The sequence below is a fragment of the Pseudomonas paraglycinae genome (genome assembly GCF_021601625.1).
GTDB lineage: Bacteria > Pseudomonadota > Gammaproteobacteria > Pseudomonadales > Pseudomonadaceae > Aquipseudomonas > Aquipseudomonas paraglycinae.
Genome location: NZ_BQHR01000010.1, coordinates 40446 through 56229, shown reverse-complemented (window position 1 = coordinate 56229; position 15784 = coordinate 40446). Strand labels below are relative to the sequence as shown.

Genomic DNA, 15784 nt, shown 5'->3' with positions numbered 1-15784 from the left:
GCGAATGCTAGGCTTGTGGGAATTTTTGGGCCAATGCTGTTAAACACTGCCCTATGCACATTCGGCATAATGCCCGTGTGACGCCGCGTGCGCGGCAGACGTGTGACCTGTTTTGGTGCGTGTCCGGGAGGACGTGATGAATCTGGAAAGCAAATGGCTCGAGGACTTCAGTGCTCTGGCTGCCACCCGCAGCTTCTCGCAGGCGGCCGAACGGCGCTTCGTGACCCAGCCGGCTTTCAGTCGGCGGATCCGCAGCCTGGAAGCGGCGCTGGGCCTGACGCTGGTCAACCGCTCGCGCACGCCAATCGAGCTGACGGCGGCGGGGCAACTGTTCCTGGTGACCGCGCGCACCGTGGTCGAACAGCTCGGTGAAGTGCTGCGCCATCTTCATCATCTGGAAGGCGGGCAGGGCGAAGTGATCCAGGTCGCGGCGGCGCACTCGCTGGCGCTCGGTTTCTTTCCGCGCTGGATCGCGCAATTGCGCAACGAAGGCCTGAACATCGCTACCCGGCTGGTGGCGACCAACGTTGGCGACGCGGTGCACGCGCTGCGTGAAGGTGGCTGCGATCTGATGCTGGCGTTCTACGACCCGGACGCGGCGATGCAGATGGACCCGGAGATCTTCCCGTCGCTGCACCTGGGCCAGACCGAAATGCTTCCGGTATGTGCGGCGGATGCCAATGGCAAGCCGCTGTTCGATCTGGAAGGCGAGGGCAGTGTGCCGTTACTGGCGTACAGCGCCGGGGCGTTTCTCGGACGCTCCGTGAACGGCTTGCTGCGTCAGCGTCAGCTGCGCTTCACCACGATCTATGAAACCGCCATGGCCGACAGCCTGAAAAGCATGGCGCTGGAAGGCCTCGGCATTGCCTGGGTACCGCAGCTGAGCGTGCGGGCCGAGCTGGCGCGGGGCGAACTGGTGGTCTGCGGCGGCGCGCAGTGGCATGTGCCGCTGGAGATTCGTCTGTACAGATGCGCGCTGGTGCGCAAGGCCAATGTGCGGTTGTTGTGGCGCAAGTTGGAGGGCGGCGCGGCGAGTGGCAATAGCTGAGTGATGGAAGCAGAGGCGAACTTTGTTTTCGCCTCTGCCGAGTCTCCAGGCGAACGGTCAGCCTTTGCTGGCCAAATGATTTTGTATGTTTTCCCGGTTTTTCTGGCTGAAACTGTAACAAATGGATCTGAGTGGATGGGGTTGTGGGGTCATGTACGTTTCACACCACCAGCCGTTGTATTGAATTTCCGAATCTTCATGTCGGGCGCCCAGCAAGTGACCGACTTCATGACCCACAGTGATCCGGCTGCCGAGAGAAGAGATTGCAAAGTTTCCGGTATTGAGTGGAGGCCATAGCAGTGCAGCCCCCCCAGTCCTCTCATTCAGGTTTTCTTTAGTCAGCAGAACGACCTGATCCAGCGGGCCAGTCTCGAAGCCTTCGGCCTTGGCCAGCTCCAGGTATTGGCGGCCCAGTATTTCCCAACTTTTCAAGGTCCGTAGCGGGTCATCACCTTTGTAGTTGAACTGGCTGTAGGGTGCGCCCCTGCCAAAGACAACATTGAATTTTCGATCGATAAAGCTTTCCAGCTCTTTCACAAAAGGCTGGAAGTGCTCGGCGTAAATACTCGTGGTTGTCGTCGCCGGAATATCGTCGTGAACGACGGCGAAGATATTGATGTCTCGTTTCTTGTTAACAATGGTCATCTGTAATTCCTTTTTAAGTTCGGCATGCCTTGCCTCAGTCCCAGTCTTCCTCGGGACGCAGGGTCGATTGCACTGGGCCTGTTACAACTTTTGTGCTCAGGTACTTACGAATGTTTTCTCGATTTTTATCACTGAAACGGTCGGCGTTGCTTCGCAGTGGAGAGAACTCATCACTCGACATGACCGTTTCGCTCCACCATCCGTTGTAGAGAATTTCGGCGTCTTCATGTGTTGCACCGAACATGTGCCCTACTTCGTGAGCGGCCGTGCTGACTTTTTCTGTCGAGGCGATACCCACGTAACCTGGGAGTTCGGCAATTCCCCGTGTACGGCTGTTTATAGAGTTGCGCGTCAGTAACAGAAACTTGATCAAGCGCAGGTCAAGATTAGTGTTTCGATACTTGTCGACCTTGGTTTTCCAAGCGCTCAGCGAGGCACGTTCGTTCAAGTTTTGATACGGATGACTGCTCAGGTCCCTTGCTTCTGATGGTTCGATCAGGCGAATCAGCATTTTGCGGCCGGTAATGTACTCAATCTCCGCTGCAAGCCAGGAGAAGTGCCTTTTGTATAGATCTTCCTTAGTGTAGTCCGACAGGTCTTCGTGGATGAAAACTTGTAGTGCTATTGGTTCCTTTAGCATGTTTAAATCCTTTTAATGTTTGAGTTATTGCGGGTTTTAGCAATGCGCCCAGCTTGCGATGTATTGCAAGAGGTATAACGGTAGTGGGTATTTCTGGTTGATATTGATATTGCCGGTTGTGGTGATTGGCTGCGTCAGTAAGTTGTGGGTGATTGTTTATATACCATGCGCGATGAGTTATGACGCTCAGGAGTGTTTTGAATTTTATTACATGGATGCCGCAGTGAGTTAAGTGCGTTCCCGATATAACTTGATCGCTATGTATTTCGTTTGAACGGCAGAGGCGCTGTTCTTGATTTTCGAGTCAGTAAAATGAGTGGTTCGGTGCAGATGACAGATGGTCGCCACGGGGGCTGTTTATTGCTTTCTTTGCGGTATACTGCGCGGCCTTCGGCCGGTTCGTCCGGCCATTTTTCCTACAACAAGCCACGCATCCTGCGTGGCTTGTTGTTTTTGACGCGCCTGCGGGCGCCCAGAGAGAAGAGGCGCGACGATGAGTGCACTGGTTGGCGTGATCATGGGCTCCAAGTCCGATTGGTCCACCCTTAGCCACACCGCCGATATGCTGGAAAAGCTCGGCATCCCTTACGAGGTCAAGGTGGTTTCCGCCCACCGCACCCCGGATCTGCTGTTCCAGTACGCCGAAGAGGCTGAAGGCCGCGGCATCGAGGTGATCATCGCCGGTGCCGGTGGCGCAGCCCACCTGCCAGGCATGTGTGCGGCCAAGACCCACCTGCCGGTGCTGGGCGTTCCGGTCCAGTCGGCGATGCTCTCGGGCGTCGACTCGCTGCTGTCGATCGTGCAGATGCCGGCCGGTATTCCGGTTGCCACCCTGGCCATCGGCAAGGCCGGTGCGATCAACGCAGCCCTGCTGTCGGCGAGCATCCTGGGCGCCAAGCATCCACAATTCCACGCGGTACTGAAAACCTTCCGTGCCGAGCAGACAGACAGCGTCCTGGACAATCCAGACCCACGTATTGCCTGAGGTTGTTGAGATGAAGATCGGTGTAATCGGTGGCGGCCAGTTGGGTCGCATGTTGGCCCTGGCGGGCACCCCGCTGGGCATGAACTTCGCTTTCCTCGACCCTGCGCCGGACGCTTGCGCCGCCGCGTTGGGCGAACACCTGCGGGCCGATTACGGCGATCAGGATCACCTGCGCCAGTTGGCCGATGAAGTCGATCTGGTGACCTTCGAGTTCGAAAGCGTCCCGGCGGAAACCGTGGCGTTCCTTTCGCAATTCGTGCCGGTCTACCCGAGTGCCGAAGCCCTGCGCATCGCTCGCGACCGCTGGTTCGAAAAGAGCATGTTCAAGGACCTGGGGATTCCGACCCCGGCGTTCGCCGACATCCAGTCGCAAGCCGACCTGGACGCCGCCGTCGCTTCGATCGGCCTGCCTGCTGTGCTGAAAACCCGCACCCTGGGTTACGACGGCAAGGGTCAGAAAGTCCTGCGCAAGCCGGAAGACGTGGTCGGTACGTTCGCCGAGCTGGGCAGCGTGCCTTGCCTGCTGGAAGGCTTCGTGCCATTCACCGGCGAAGTGTCGCTGATCGCCGTGCGCGCCCGCGATGGCGAGACGAAGTTCTATCCACTGGTGCACAACACCCATGACAGCGGCATTCTCAAGCTGTCGGTTGCCAGTTCCGATCACCCGCTGCAGGCCCTGGCTGAAGACTACTCCAGCCGCGTCCTCAAGCAGTTGAACTACGTCGGCGTGATGGCGTTCGAGTTCTTTGAAGTCGACGGTGGCCTCAAGGCCAACGAAATTGCCCCGCGCGTGCACAACTCCGGGCACTGGACCACCGAAGGCGCCGAGTGCAGCCAGTTCGAAAACCACCTGCGGGCCGTTGCCGGTCTGCCGCTGGGTTCGACCGCCAAGGTCGGCGAGAGCGCGATGCTCAACTTCATCGGCGTTGTTCCGCCGGTCGAGAAGGTCATCGCCATCGACGATTGCCACCTGCATCACTACGGCAAGGCCTTCAAGGCCGGGCGCAAGGTCGGTCACGCCAACCTGCGCTGCAAGGACAAGGCGACCCTCGAGCAGCAGATCCTCAAGGTCGAAGCGCTGATCGCCGAGTAACGACAGTTTCATCCGGCAGCGGCGGAACCATTGCGGGGCCGCCGTTCTCTGATGGCAGGATGCGAAAGTCTGGCTAGGCTTCATCGCATATCTACCATTCAGAGGGAAATGCCATGGGAATTATCGGAACCATCTTTATCGGCCTCATCGTCGGCCTGCTGGCGCGGTTTCTGAAACCGGGCGATGACAGCATGGGCTGGATCATGACCATCCTGCTCGGTATCGGCGGTTCGCTGGCAGCCACTTACGGCGGCCAGGCCCTGGGCATCTATCAGGCGGGTCAGGGCGCCGGCTTCATCGGCGCGCTGGTTGGCGCGATCGTGCTGCTGGTGATCTACGGCCTGATCAAAAAGAACTGATTCAAAGCGACAAAGTCCTCTCCGCCAATCCGGCGGGGAGGGCTAAAATGCTCGGCGATTCAGCGTCCCCTCCCTTTTCGAGCATCCTTTACCGAGCACCTTCATGCGCCGTCTTCTGTTGACTCTCCTTTTGCTGGGCAGCGGTCTGGCCCACGCCGGCGAACTGCCGGAAACCGACTGGCTGGAACTGATGCCCAAGTCGGACCAGAAAGCCCTCGAGGCCATGCCTGAAATCGACCACAACTCCCCGGAAGCCACCGGCACCTTCACCCAGAAAGGCGGGATGAAGCAGGCCAGAGGTTTGCCGGCGGTGATGTATTCGACCAAGACCGTGGCGTCGATGAACGACAAGCACATCCGCATCGGCGGTTATCCGGTGCCGCTGGAATCCGACGCCAAGGGCCGCAGCACGCTGTTCTTCCTCGTGCCCTACCCGGGCGCGTGCATCCACGTACCACCACCGCCACCGAATCAACTGGTGCTGGTGCGTTATCCAAAAGGCTTGAAGCTGGATGACATCTATACGCCGCTGTGGGTGACCGGCACGCTGAAGATCGAGAAGGTCAGCAATGACCTGGCCGATGCGGCGTATGCGCTCGAGGCGGACAAGGTGCGGGTGGTGCAGGAATCGGATCTGTAATTCAGAGCGGCAAAAAAAATCGCAGCCTCAGGGCTGCGATTTTTGTTTTCAGAGTGGCTCGCTGCCAATACTGACACCCATTGTGTGACCGGCATCCGGCGCCAGAGTCATCACATCACTCATCACGTTCGCCGTCTCGATGCACAGCATGCGCTGCCAGCCGTCGTTATCCATATCGCTGAGCGCGGCGGCGCGGTCGATCCACGGGTTCCAGATCACCGCCGTGCGTGAACCGGTAGCGGTCAGCACGATGCGCCGTTCCCAGGCCGGATCGACAATGCTCAGTTGCGGCGGAACGTCGAGGTAGATACGGTCGGTTTCCCCGGCAAAACGCAGGTCACCTTGTTGGGTGTGGGTTTTCCAGTCATCCAGAGTCTCGATGTAATCGAGGCCATCCACACCTTCGACGCGAACGTTGCGCACATCGCTGACGGCGAAATAGCTGTGCAACGCCTGGCTGATGCTGACGCTGTCTGTACAACGGTTGTGGCTGGTCAGGCTGATGTGCAGTTGATCGTCGAGGCGCAGGGTCAGGGTCAGATCGACCTGATGCGGCCAGCCCGGAAAACCGCCTTCGGGGTAGGGCAGCTTGAACTCCACCTTCAGGCTTTCACCTTCGGTTTCGATACCGCCCAGTTCCCAATCCATCGCCCGGACAAACCCGTGGGCGGCGGCCGGTTCTTCGCTGACACGCATCACCTGCACGCTCTGCGGGTTGCGTTCGAACTTGCCGAACCACGGCCAGCACACCGGCACGCCGGCGCGGATGCTCTGGCCGGTCTTGAACATGGCCTTGTCGTTCAGCCAGATGATCGGCGGCTGGCCGTCCACCTGATAACTGAGGATGTGCGCGCCTTGCTGGGCCACCAGCACTTCGGCCTGACCGTGGCGGATGCGCCAGCAGTTCAGTTCATCCAGTTTCACGGCTTCAACGTTGGGCGTGTTCATGGGACAACTCTCGATCAGCAACTTGGACGACTATCGACCGTGAAACGGTCGCGAGGTTTAACGTGCGCGTGGCGGAACCGAACGGGTGCGGCCGCTGCCATCGATGGCAACGAACACAAACACCGCTTCGGTCACTTTACGCCACTCGCTGGACAGCGGGTCGTCGCTCCACACCTCGACCATCATCTGGATCGAGCTGCGGCCGATTTCCAGGGTCTGGGTATAAAAGGACAATTGCGCGCCGACAGCCACCGGCACCAGAAACGCCATGCGATCGATGGCGACGGTCGCAACACGGCCGCCGGCAACACGACTGGCCATGGCAGTGCCGGCCAGGTCCATCTGCGCCACCAGCCAGCCGCCGAAAATATCGCCGAAGCCGTTGGTTTCGCGGGGAAGCGCGGTGATTTGCAGGGCCAGGTCGCCTTGCGGGATCGGATCTTCTTGTTCGAGCTCTATCATGCCGGGGGTGCCTCTGACCCGTGACTCTTCGTTGGGTATTGCTGGTGGTAGCCGTCTTCGGGAAAAACGATTCAGCACCGAACATACTACGTTCGTCACGTTTTCCATCAGGCGCCTAAGGAGAAACTCTGCGAAACCGGCTAATCCCGAGCAAGGGTCGGGCCAACGACGTTTTCGCACAGCAACCCCTTACAAACCGGAGCAAGGTTGCGAGTATATCGGTCGGTAGACTCCGCGACGACCGTCCGGTTCTGATTTCGACCGGCAAATACGCGCCTCTATGTGCTTTTTCGAACAATTTGCTATGGTGCCGAACCTGCCCGAGCCACAGCCAGCGTTGTTGTGGCGGCAGATCCGACTATAAGAGAAGACCTTGCCATGACCACAGCGCCCTCGAGCCTCGCGCAGCCCGACCAACCCGCACGACCGTTGACCCGCAATGACTACAAGACTCTGTCGCTTTCGGCCCTGGGGGGCGCGCTGGAGTTCTACGATTTCATCATCTTCGTGTTCTTCGCCACCGTGGTCGGCAAATTGTTCTTCCCGGCCGACATGCCCGAGTGGCTGCGCCTGATGCAGACCTTCGGCATCTTCGCCGCCGGCTACCTCGCGCGGCCGCTGGGCGGGATCGTGATGGCGCACTTCGGCGACCTGCTGGGGCGCAAGAAGATGTTCACCCTGAGCATTTTCATGATGGCCGTGCCGACCCTGATCATGGGCCTGCTGCCGACCTACGCCCAGATCGGCATGTGGGCGCCGATTCTGCTGCTGTTGATGCGCGTCATTCAGGGCGCGGCGATTGGCGGCGAAGTGCCGGGGGCGTGGGTCTTCGTTTCCGAACACGTACCCGGCAAGCACATCGGCTACGCCTGCGGCACCCTGACCAGCGGCCTGACGGCGGGCATCCTCCTCGGTTCGCTGGTCGCCACCGCGATCAACAGCATTTATACGCCAACGGAAGTTTCGGATTACGCCTGGCGAATCCCGTTCCTGCTGGGTGGCGTTTTCGGTCTGTTCTCGGTCTACCTGCGCCGCTGGCTCCACGAAACTCCGGTGTTCGCCGAACTGCAACAGCGCAAGGCGCTGGCCGAAGAGGTGCCGTTGCGCGCCGTGCTGCGTGACCATCGCGGTGCAATCGCGGTGTCGATGCTGCTGACCTGGCTGCTGTCCGCCGGTATCGTTGTGGTGATCCTGATGACGCCGACCGTGTTGCAAACGGTCTATCACTTCTCGCCGACCACCGCGCTGCAATCCAACAGCCTGGCGATCGTGTTCCTGAGCCTGGGCTGCATCATTTCCGGTGCGCTGGCCGATCGCTTCGGTGCCGGTCGGGTGTTCGTGTTCGGTTGCCTGGGTTTGCTGGCCAGTTCCTGGACCTTCTATCACAGCCTCGCCGATCATCCGAACTGGCTGTTCCCGCTGTATGCGCTGACCGGTTTTCTGGTCGGCACCATCGGCGCGGTGCCTTATGTCATGGTGAAAGCGTTCCCGCCGGTGGTGCGCTTCAGCGGTCTGTCCTTCTCTTATAACGTCGCTTACGCGATCTTCGGTGGCCTGACGCCGATGGTGGTCAGCCTGCTGCTGAAAGAAAGCGCGATGGGGCCTGCCTACTATGTGGCGGTGCTGTGCGGGATGGGGATCCTGGTCGGCGCGTGGTTGTGGAGCAAAGGTCGCTAAGCCACCTCACACTGATCGTTCCCACGCTCCCGCGTGGGAATGCATCCTGTGACGCTCCGCGTCACGTCTTGAAGCGGACGCGGAGCGTCCATGGCGGCGTTCCCACGCAGAGCGTGGGAACGATCTGTCACGACATGCTGGCCTTTCATCCAATTGTCATATTTCAGCCATAGAGTGTTCACACGGCCTGCTGATACTTGGCCCCGACTTAACACACCCTATCTGCTAGGAGTAAGGCATGAAACTGAAGCGTTTGATGGCGGCAATGACTTTTGTCGCTGCTGGCGTTGCGACTGCCAACGCGGTTGCCGCTGTTGACCCTGCTATCCCGAGCTACACCAAGACCACTGGTGTGTCGGGCAACCTGTCCAGCGTCGGTTCCGATACCCTGGCCAACCTCATGACCCTCTGGGCTGAGAACTACAAAAAAGAATACCCGAACGTAAACATCCAGATTCAGGCCGCTGGCTCCGCCACCGCGCCACCTGCGCTGACTGAAGGCACCTCCAACCTGGGCCCGATGAGCCGCAAGATGAAGGACACCGAACTGGCTGCCTTCGAACAGAAATACGGCTACAAGCCAACCGCTATCCCGGTTGCCGTGGACGCCCTGGCTGTTTTCGTTCACAAGGACAACCCGATCCAGCACCTGACCATGGAACAGGTTGACGCGATCTTCTCGTCCACCCGTCTGTGCGGCGCCAAGACCGACGTGAAAACCTGGGGTGACCTGGGCGTGACCGGCGACCTGGCCAACAAGCCGGTTCAACTGTTCGGTCGCAACTCGGTATCCGGCACCTACGGCTACTTCAAAGAAGAAGCCCTGTGCAAAGGCGACTACAAGCCTAACGTCAACGAACAACCAGGCTCGGCTTCGGTCGTGCAGTCGATCAGCTCCTCGCTGAACGGCATCGGTTACTCGGGCATCGGCTACAAGACCGCCAGCGTGAAAACCGTTGCTCTGTCGAAGAAGGGCAGCACTGACTTCATCGAAGACACCGAAGAAAACGCCCTGAACGGCAAGTACCCGCTGTCGCGTTTCCTGTACGTGTACGTCAACAAAGCCCCGAACAAGCCTCTGGCCCCGCTGGAAGCCGAGTTCGTGAAACTGGTTCTGTCGAAACAGGGCCAGGAAGTGGTCGTGAAAGACGGCTACATCCCGCTGCCAGCCAAGGTCGCTGCAAAAGCACTGGCTGACCTGGGTCTGCAGGAAGGCGGCGCTGAAGTCGCAAAAAAGTAACAGACTGAGTCAGGGGTGAACCCCGCCTGACTCACGTGTGGGGCCCGGCCCGCAAGCGGCCCGGCCCCCACACTCCCCGAATTCTTCTATCCACTGCCAGTGCCCTGCTGGCGGCGGATTTGGTGCGTCACTGCATTGTCATCTTTCTGTCATACAGGATCGCTAGGGTGTGCGCATGAATGATCTGGCCAATTCCAAAATGACTACGAACCCTCCCAAGCGCATTGACTTCAATACGCCTGAGTTGCAACGCAAGCGCCGCATTCGCGCGCTCAAGGATCGCTTCACTCGCTGGTACGTCCTCGTCGGCGGTCTGGCGGTGCTGGCAGCCATCACCCTGATCTTCTTCTTCCTCGCCTACGTGGTCGCGCCGCTGTTCAAAGGTGCTGACCTGACTGCGAAAGATGCAATCACCCCGGCCTGGATGCAGGACGCCGGCAAGCCGCTGATGATTTCGCTCGAAGAGCAAAATCAGGTGGCCATGCGCGTTTCCGACAAGGGCCAGGCGCTGTTCTTCGACATCGACAGTGGCGCTGAATTGAAGCGCGTCGATCTGCCCTTGCCGGCAGGCGCCAGTGTGACCTCCATCGGCGAAGACCAGCCGGGCCATCCGCTGGTGGCCGTGGGCCTGTCCAACGGTCAGGCGCTGGTGTTCCGTCACACTTATAAAGTCAGCTACCCGGATGGCAAGAAGACCATCACTCCGGCCATCGAGTACCCGTACGGCGAGACACCGATCGCACTCAACGAAAGCGGCGGTGCGCTGGAGCATGTCAGCCTCAATGCCACCGATTCGACCCTGATGCTGGTCGGCTCCACCGGTTCGCAACTCAATGTGCTGTCGCTGACCAGCGAAGAAAACATGATGACCGGCGAAGTCACCAACGAGCAGAAGCGTATCGATCTGCCGCAGATGACTGAACCTGTGAAAAACATCTTCGTCGACCCGCGCCAGCAGTGGCTGTACGTGGTCAACGGGCGTGCGCAGGCCGACGTGTTCAGCCTGCGCGACAAGAGCCTCAACGGTCGCTACAAACTGCTGGAAAACGCTGACGCTGAAGTCACTGCGACCACGCAACTGGTCGGTGGTATCTCGCTGATCGTCGGTGACTCCAAGGGTGGCCTGGCCCAGTGGTTCATGGCCCGCGACACCGACGGCGAGCTGCGCCTGAAGCAGATCCGCACCTTCCAGATGGGCACCACGCCGATCGTTGAAATTTCCGCCGAAGAACGTCGCAAGGGCTTCCTGGCCCTGGATGCCAGCGGCAAGCTCGGCGTGTTCCACAGCACCGCGCACCGCACCTTGCTGGTCGATCAAGTGGTCGAAGGCCAGGGCCTGTTCGGCCTGTCGCCGCGCGCCAACCGCGTGATCGTCGAAGCCGGCGGCAAGCTGCAACCGCTGCTGCTCGACAACCCGCACCCGGAAGTTTCGTGGAGCGCGCTGTGGAGCAAGGTCTGGTACGAGAACTACGACGAGCCTAAATACGTCTGGCAATCGACTGCGGCCAACACCGATTTCGAACCGAAACTGAGCCTGTCGCCACTGACCTTCGGCACCCTGAAAGCCGCGTTCTACGCGATGCTGCTGGCTGCACCGCTGGCCGTCGCCGCGGCGATCTACACCGCGTACTTCATGGCCCCGGGCATGCGCCGCAAGGTCAAACCGGTGATCGAGCTGATGGAAGCGATGCCGACGGTGATCCTCGGCTTCTTCGCCGGCCTGTTCCTCGCACCGTATGTGGAAGGGCATCTGCCGGGCATCTTCAGCCTGCTGATGCTGCTGCCGATCGGCATCCTGATCGCCGGTTTCACCTTCAGCCGCCTGCCTGAGTCGATCCGCCTGAAAGTCCCGGACGGTTGGGAAAGTGCGCTGCTGATCCCGGTGATTCTGTTTGTGGGCTGGCTGTCGCTGTACATGAGCCCGTTCATGGAGAACTGGTTCTTCGGCGGTGACATGCGCATGTGGATCTCCCACGACCTGGGCATCACCTACGACCAGCGCAACGCCCTGGTGGTCGGTCTGGCCATGGGCTTTGCGGTGATTCCGAACATCTACTCGATCGCCGAAGACGCCGTGTTCAGCGTGCCGCGCGGCCTGACCCTGGGCTCGCTGGCCCTCGGTGCCACGCCGTGGCAGACCATGACTCGTGTAGTGATCCTGACCGCCAGCCCGGGCATCTTCTCGGCGCTGATGATCGGCATGGGCCGTGCGGTCGGCGAAACCATGATCGTGCTGATGGCCACCGGCAACACTCCGGTCATGGAAATGAATCTGTTCGAAGGCCTGCGCACCCTGGCCGCCAACGTCGCGGTGGAAATGCCGGAGTCGGAAGTCGGCGGCAGCCACTACCGCGTGCTGTTCCTCTCGGCGCTGGTGCTGCTGTTGTTCACCTTCGTCATGAACACCCTCGCGGAACTGATTCGTCAGCGTCTGCGCAAGAAATACTCGTCGCTTTAAGCAAAGGTAGAAGTCTGTGAAACAGAACTCCCTGAAAGGATGGTTCAAGAGCGGCGCCCCCGGCGTCTGGATCAGCGGCGGCGCGGTGTCCATCGCGGTCATCATGACCATTGGCCTGCTGGCGGTGATCGCCGTGCGCGGTCTGGGTCACTTCTGGCCGGCGGATCTGATCCACGCCAGCTATGACGTACCGGGCCAGGGCCAGCATCTGGTCGTGGGCGAGGTGGTGCAGAAAGAAGAAGTGCCGCGCGCCCGTCTGAAGAGCGCCGGCCTGCCGGTGCCGGACGAAGGTCCGGAATTCATGACTCGCGAGCTGATCAAGGTCGGCAACCGTGACCTGAACGGCAACGACTTCACCTGGATCGTCGGCGAGTGGCTGACCAACCAGACCACGCCGGTGGAACTGATGGCGCTGGAGCGTCGTGAGTGGGGCAACTTCTACGGCTACCTGGTCAACGTCAAACAGGACGGCAAGGTGATCGCCGAAGGCGAAGCCGCCTGGCCTGAACTGCAAGCGCGGATCGATCGCGTGAACAAACTTGCCGCCCAGCTCAAGACTCTGGAAAAAGTCGATATCGGCGCGATCAACGCCGGCCTCGAGCGCATCCGTCTGCACGGTCGCAAGCTGGAGCTGGAAGGCAAGCTCGACGCCACCGCGCAAGCGGACATGGAGTCCGAGCGCGCCGAGCTGAACGCCCGCTATCAGGACATCGAAGCCCGTCTGGCCGATCTGCACGCGCAGTTCAACCGTGACGCCTTGACCGCTCGTGATGCGAACGGCAAGGAAATCGAAATCGGCCTGGGCAAAGTGGTTCACGCCTACCAGCCGAACGCGATGGGTACGTTCACCAAGATCGGTTTCTACTTCAGCAAGGTCTGGGAATTCCTGTCCGACGACCCGCGTGAAGCGAACACCGAAGGCGGGATTTTCCCGGCGATCTTCGGCACCGTGATGATGACCCTGATCATGGCGATGATCGTGACCCCGTTCGGCGTGCTGGCGGCGGTGTACCTGCGTGAATACGCCAAGCAGAACACCCTGACCCGGGTGATCCGGATCGCGGTGAACAACCTGGCGGGTGTTCCGGCCATTGTTTACGGCGTATTTGGTCTGGGCTTCTTCGTCTACGTGCTGGGTGGTTCGCTCGACCGTCTGTTCTTCCCGGAAGCGCTGCCGGCACCGACCTTCGGTACGCCGGGTCTGCTCTGGGCTTCGTTGACTCTGGCGCTGCTGGCGGTGCCGGTGGTGATCGTGGCCACCGAAGAAGGTCTGGCGCGGATTCCTCGCACCGTGCGTGAGGGCTCGCTGGCTCTGGGCGCGACCAAGGCTGAAACCCTGTGGAAGATCGTTCTGCCGATGGCCAGCCCGGCCATGATGACCGGCATGATCCTCGCCGTGGCTCGCGCCGCCGGTGAAGTGGCGCCGCTGATGCTGGTGGGTGTGGTGAAACTGGCGCCGTCGCTGCCGGTGGACGGCAACTACCCGTACCTGCACCTGGATCAGAAGATCATGCACCTGGGCTTCCACATCTACGACGTCGGCTTCCAGAGCCCGAACGTCGAGGCTGCGCGGCCGCTGGTATATGCCACGGCGCTGTTGCTGGTACTGGTGATCGCCACCCTGAACCTGTCGGCGGTGTACATCCGTAACCACCTGCGCGAGAAGTACAAAGCTCTAGACAGCTAAAGCCATTAGCCACAAGCGGCAAGCTACAAGCTACAAGCCGCTTTTGCTCAAACTTGCAGCTTGCAGCTAGAAGCTTGCAGCTACGAACGGAGTGAGACCCATGCAGCACGAAACACATACCCACGGCATCAACATGTCTGCCCTGGGCCGCGACAAGCAGAGCCTGAACCTCGAGCAGGAAACCGTGGCCATCGAAGTGCCGGGCCTGAGCCTTTACTACGGCGAGAAACAGGCGCTGTTCGATGTCAGCATGAACATTCCGAAACAGCGTGTGACCGCCTTCATCGGCCCGTCCGGCTGCGGCAAGTCCACGCTGCTGCGCACCTTCAACCGCATGAACGACTTGGTGGACGGCTGCCGCGTCGAAGGCGCGATCAACCTGTATGGCAACAATATCTACCGCAAGGGCGAAGACGTGGCCGAGCTGCGTCGCCGGGTCGGCATGGTGTTCCAGAAGCCTAACCCGTTCCCGAAGACCATCTACGAGAACGTGGTCTACGGCCTGCGCATCCAGGGCATCAACAAGAAACGCATCCTCGACGAAGCCGTCGAGTGGGCACTGAAAGGCGCGGCACTTTGGGACGAAGTCAAAGACCGTCTGCATGACTCGGCCCTCGGACTGTCCGGCGGTCAGCAACAGCGTCTGGTGATCGCCCGGACCATCGCCGTGGAACCGGAAGTGCTGCTGCTCGACGAACCGTGCTCGGCCCTCGACCCGATCTCGACCCTGAAAGTCGAAGAGCTGATCTACGAACTCAAATCCAAGTTCACCATCGTCATCGTGACCCACAACATGCAGCAGGCGGCGCGGGTGTCCGACTACACGGCGTTCATGTACATGGGCAAACTGGTGGAATTCGGCGACACCGATACCCTGTTCACCAATCCGGCCAAGAAGCAGACCGAAGACTACATCACAGGGCGATACGGCTAGCCGTACAGCTGCAAGCGGCAAGCTTCAAGCGGCAAGTTAGAAGCGATGCGGCAGGGAACACCACATAACAGCTTGCAGCTCGTAGCTTGCAGCTCTTGGTTAAACGCTTTTTCGGAGCGAACGCATGATTTCCAAAGAAGGCCTCACTCATCACATTTCCGCGCAGTTCAACGCCGAACTGGAAGAAGTGCGCAGCCACCTGCTGGCCATGGGCGGGCTGGTCGAGAAGCAGGTCAACGACGCGGTCACCGCGCTGATCGAGGCCGACTCGGGCCTGGCCCAGCAAGTGCGCGAGATCGACGACCAGATCAACCAGATGGAACGCAACATCGACGAAGAATGCCTGCGCATTCTGGCCCGTCGTCAGCCGGCGGCCTCCGACCTGCGTCTGATCATCAGCATCTCCAAGTCGGTGATCGACCTTGAGCGCATCGGCGACGAAGCGACCAAGATCGCCCGTCGTGCGATCCAGTTGTGCGAAGAAGGCGAAGCGCCGCGCGGTTACGTCGAAGTGCGTCACATCGGCGACCAGGTGCGCAACATGGTGCGTGATGCGCTGGACGCCTTTGCCCGTTTCGACGCCGATCTGGCGTTGTCGGTGGCGCAGTACGACAAGATCATCGACCGCGAATACAAGACCGCCCTGCGCGAGCTGGCGACCTACATGATGGAAGACCCGCGCTCTATCTCGCGGGTCTTGAGCATTATCTGGGTGCTGCGTTCGCTGGAGCGGATCGGCGACCACGCGCGCAACATCTCGGAGCTTGTGATTTACCTGGTGCGCGGCACCGATGTGCGCCACATGGGCCTCAAGCGCATGAAGGAAGAAGTTGAAGGGACAAGTGGCGAAACCGCTAATGTTCCGGGCGATGCTGACGATAAGTAAGATTGCCTGAGAAAAGCGCCCGGCCCTTTGGCCGGGCGTTTTTGTTTCTGCTTTTCATGGGCAGAACCGAATTAAAAAGCAG

General features: G+C 60.0%; 15 protein-coding genes. 11 read left to right on the top strand and 4 right to left on the bottom strand.

Annotated features, from left to right (window positions below; all coding sequences use genetic code 11):
• The first annotated feature begins 136 nt into the window (after window positions 1–136).
• Entirely contained in the window at window positions 137–1048 is a 912-nt protein-coding gene (locus L6D82_RS16290; protein ID WP_085747952.1) for a LysR substrate-binding domain-containing protein, read from the top strand.
• Window positions 1049–1105: 57 nt separating this feature from the next.
• Here the strand turns inward: L6D82_RS16290 and L6D82_RS16285 are convergent, their stop codons facing one another.
• Both L6D82_RS16285 and L6D82_RS16280 read right to left on the bottom strand, forming a co-directional pair.
• Window positions 1106–1693: a zinc metalloprotease gene (locus L6D82_RS16285; RefSeq protein WP_085747951.1), complete on the bottom strand. Its 588-nt coding sequence runs from the start codon at window positions 1691–1693 to the stop codon at window positions 1106–1108.
• A gap of 34 nt (window positions 1694–1727) precedes the next feature.
• Window positions 1728–2333, bottom strand: a complete 606-nt coding sequence (locus tag L6D82_RS16280; protein ID WP_236190464.1) for a zinc metalloprotease — start codon at window positions 2331–2333, stop codon at window positions 1728–1730.
• A 493-nt stretch (window positions 2334–2826) separates the two neighbouring features.
• Here L6D82_RS16280 and purE point away from each other — a divergent pair, with 493 nt between their 5' ends.
• The 4 genes from purE to L6D82_RS16260 all read left to right on the top strand — a co-directional run bounded on the left by purE (window position 2827) and on the right by L6D82_RS16260 (window position 5410).
• Window positions 2827–3318, top strand: coding sequence for a 5-(carboxyamino)imidazole ribonucleotide mutase (purE, locus tag L6D82_RS16275; RefSeq protein WP_007954291.1), 492 nt, complete (start codon window positions 2827–2829; stop codon window positions 3316–3318).
• A gap of 10 nt (window positions 3319–3328) precedes the next feature.
• Window positions 3329–4411 (top strand): 5-(carboxyamino)imidazole ribonucleotide synthase, encoded by a 1083-nt coding sequence (locus tag L6D82_RS16270; RefSeq protein ID WP_085747949.1) that lies wholly within the window; start codon window positions 3329–3331, stop codon window positions 4409–4411.
• 113 nt (window positions 4412–4524) lie between these two features.
• A complete protein-coding gene (locus L6D82_RS16265) occupies window positions 4525–4770 on the top strand; it encodes a GlsB/YeaQ/YmgE family stress response membrane protein (RefSeq protein ID WP_003229635.1) in 246 nt (81 codons plus the stop codon).
• A 103-nt stretch (window positions 4771–4873) separates the two neighbouring features.
• Window positions 4874–5410: a DUF3299 domain-containing protein gene (locus L6D82_RS16260; RefSeq protein WP_236190462.1), complete on the top strand. Its 537-nt coding sequence runs from the start codon at window positions 4874–4876 to the stop codon at window positions 5408–5410.
• Window positions 5411–5458: 48 nt separating this feature from the next.
• Here the strand turns inward: L6D82_RS16260 and L6D82_RS16255 are convergent, their stop codons facing one another.
• Both L6D82_RS16255 and L6D82_RS16250 read right to left on the bottom strand, forming a co-directional pair.
• Complete coding sequence (locus tag L6D82_RS16255) at window positions 5459–6358, bottom strand: D-hexose-6-phosphate mutarotase (protein ID WP_236190460.1); 900 nt, start codon at window positions 6356–6358, stop codon at window positions 5459–5461.
• Window positions 6359–6415: 57 nt separating this feature from the next.
• Window positions 6416–6820 carry an acyl-CoA thioesterase gene (locus tag L6D82_RS16250; RefSeq protein WP_003229628.1) on the bottom strand — a complete coding sequence of 135 codons (405 nt, stop codon included), beginning with the start codon at window positions 6818–6820 and terminating at the stop codon, window positions 6416–6418.
• A gap of 378 nt (window positions 6821–7198) precedes the next feature.
• On the opposite strand from L6D82_RS16250, the gene L6D82_RS16245 reads away from it, so the two are divergent.
• The 6 genes from L6D82_RS16245 (at window position 7199) to phoU (ending at window position 15702) form a co-directional block, all read left to right on the top strand.
• Window positions 7199–8497: an MFS transporter gene (locus L6D82_RS16245; protein ID WP_102688434.1), complete on the top strand. Its 1299-nt coding sequence runs from the start codon at window positions 7199–7201 to the stop codon at window positions 8495–8497.
• Window positions 8498–8735: 238 nt separating this feature from the next.
• Window positions 8736–9737: a phosphate ABC transporter substrate-binding protein PstS gene (locus L6D82_RS16240; RefSeq protein ID WP_007954316.1), complete on the top strand. Its 1002-nt coding sequence runs from the start codon at window positions 8736–8738 to the stop codon at window positions 9735–9737.
• A gap of 424 nt (window positions 9738–10161) precedes the next feature.
• A complete protein-coding gene (locus L6D82_RS16235) occupies window positions 10162–12195 on the top strand; it encodes an ABC transporter permease subunit (protein WP_170844920.1) in 2034 nt (677 codons plus the stop codon).
• A 16-nt stretch (window positions 12196–12211) separates the two neighbouring features.
• On the top strand, window positions 12212–13882 hold the full coding sequence (gene pstA, locus L6D82_RS16230; protein ID WP_085747944.1) for a phosphate ABC transporter permease PstA: 1671 nt from the start codon (window positions 12212–12214) through the stop codon (window positions 13880–13882).
• A gap of 100 nt (window positions 13883–13982) precedes the next feature.
• Complete coding sequence (pstB, locus tag L6D82_RS16225) at window positions 13983–14816, top strand: phosphate ABC transporter ATP-binding protein PstB (protein WP_007954333.1); 834 nt, start codon at window positions 13983–13985, stop codon at window positions 14814–14816.
• 124 nt (window positions 14817–14940) lie between these two features.
• On the top strand, window positions 14941–15702 hold the full coding sequence (gene phoU, locus L6D82_RS16220; protein ID WP_007954334.1) for a phosphate signaling complex protein PhoU: 762 nt from the start codon (window positions 14941–14943) through the stop codon (window positions 15700–15702).
• Window positions 15703–15784: the final 82 nt, after the last annotated feature.

Excerpts from the sequence above, each read along its gene's own strand:
- L6D82_RS16290 (WP_085747952.1), top strand. The coding sequence starts at position 137 with ATGAATCTGGAAAGCAAATGGCTCGAGGACTTCAGTGCTCTGGCTGCC.
- L6D82_RS16285 (WP_085747951.1), bottom strand. The coding sequence starts at position 1,693 with ATGACCATTGTTAACAAGAAACGAGACATCAATATCTTCGCCGTCGTT.
- L6D82_RS16280 (WP_236190464.1), bottom strand. The coding sequence starts at position 2,333 with ATGCTAAAGGAACCAATAGCACTACAAGTTTTCATCCACGAAGACCTG.
- purE (WP_007954291.1), top strand. The coding sequence starts at position 2,827 with ATGAGTGCACTGGTTGGCGTGATCATGGGCTCCAAGTCCGATTGGTCC.
- L6D82_RS16270 (WP_085747949.1), top strand. The coding sequence starts at position 3,329 with ATGAAGATCGGTGTAATCGGTGGCGGCCAGTTGGGTCGCATGTTGGCC.
- L6D82_RS16265 (WP_003229635.1), top strand. The coding sequence starts at position 4,525 with ATGGGAATTATCGGAACCATCTTTATCGGCCTCATCGTCGGCCTGCTG.
- L6D82_RS16260 (WP_236190462.1), top strand. The coding sequence starts at position 4,874 with ATGCGCCGTCTTCTGTTGACTCTCCTTTTGCTGGGCAGCGGTCTGGCC.
- L6D82_RS16255 (WP_236190460.1), bottom strand. The coding sequence starts at position 6,358 with ATGAACACGCCCAACGTTGAAGCCGTGAAACTGGATGAACTGAACTGC.
- L6D82_RS16250 (WP_003229628.1), bottom strand. The coding sequence starts at position 6,820 with ATGATAGAGCTCGAACAAGAAGATCCGATCCCGCAAGGCGACCTGGCC.
- L6D82_RS16245 (WP_102688434.1), top strand. The coding sequence starts at position 7,199 with ATGACCACAGCGCCCTCGAGCCTCGCGCAGCCCGACCAACCCGCACGA.
- L6D82_RS16240 (WP_007954316.1), top strand. The coding sequence starts at position 8,736 with ATGAAACTGAAGCGTTTGATGGCGGCAATGACTTTTGTCGCTGCTGGC.
- L6D82_RS16235 (WP_170844920.1), top strand. The coding sequence starts at position 10,162 with ATGCAGGACGCCGGCAAGCCGCTGATGATTTCGCTCGAAGAGCAAAAT.
- pstB (WP_007954333.1), top strand. The coding sequence starts at position 13,983 with ATGCAGCACGAAACACATACCCACGGCATCAACATGTCTGCCCTGGGC.
- phoU (WP_007954334.1), top strand. The coding sequence starts at position 14,941 with ATGATTTCCAAAGAAGGCCTCACTCATCACATTTCCGCGCAGTTCAAC.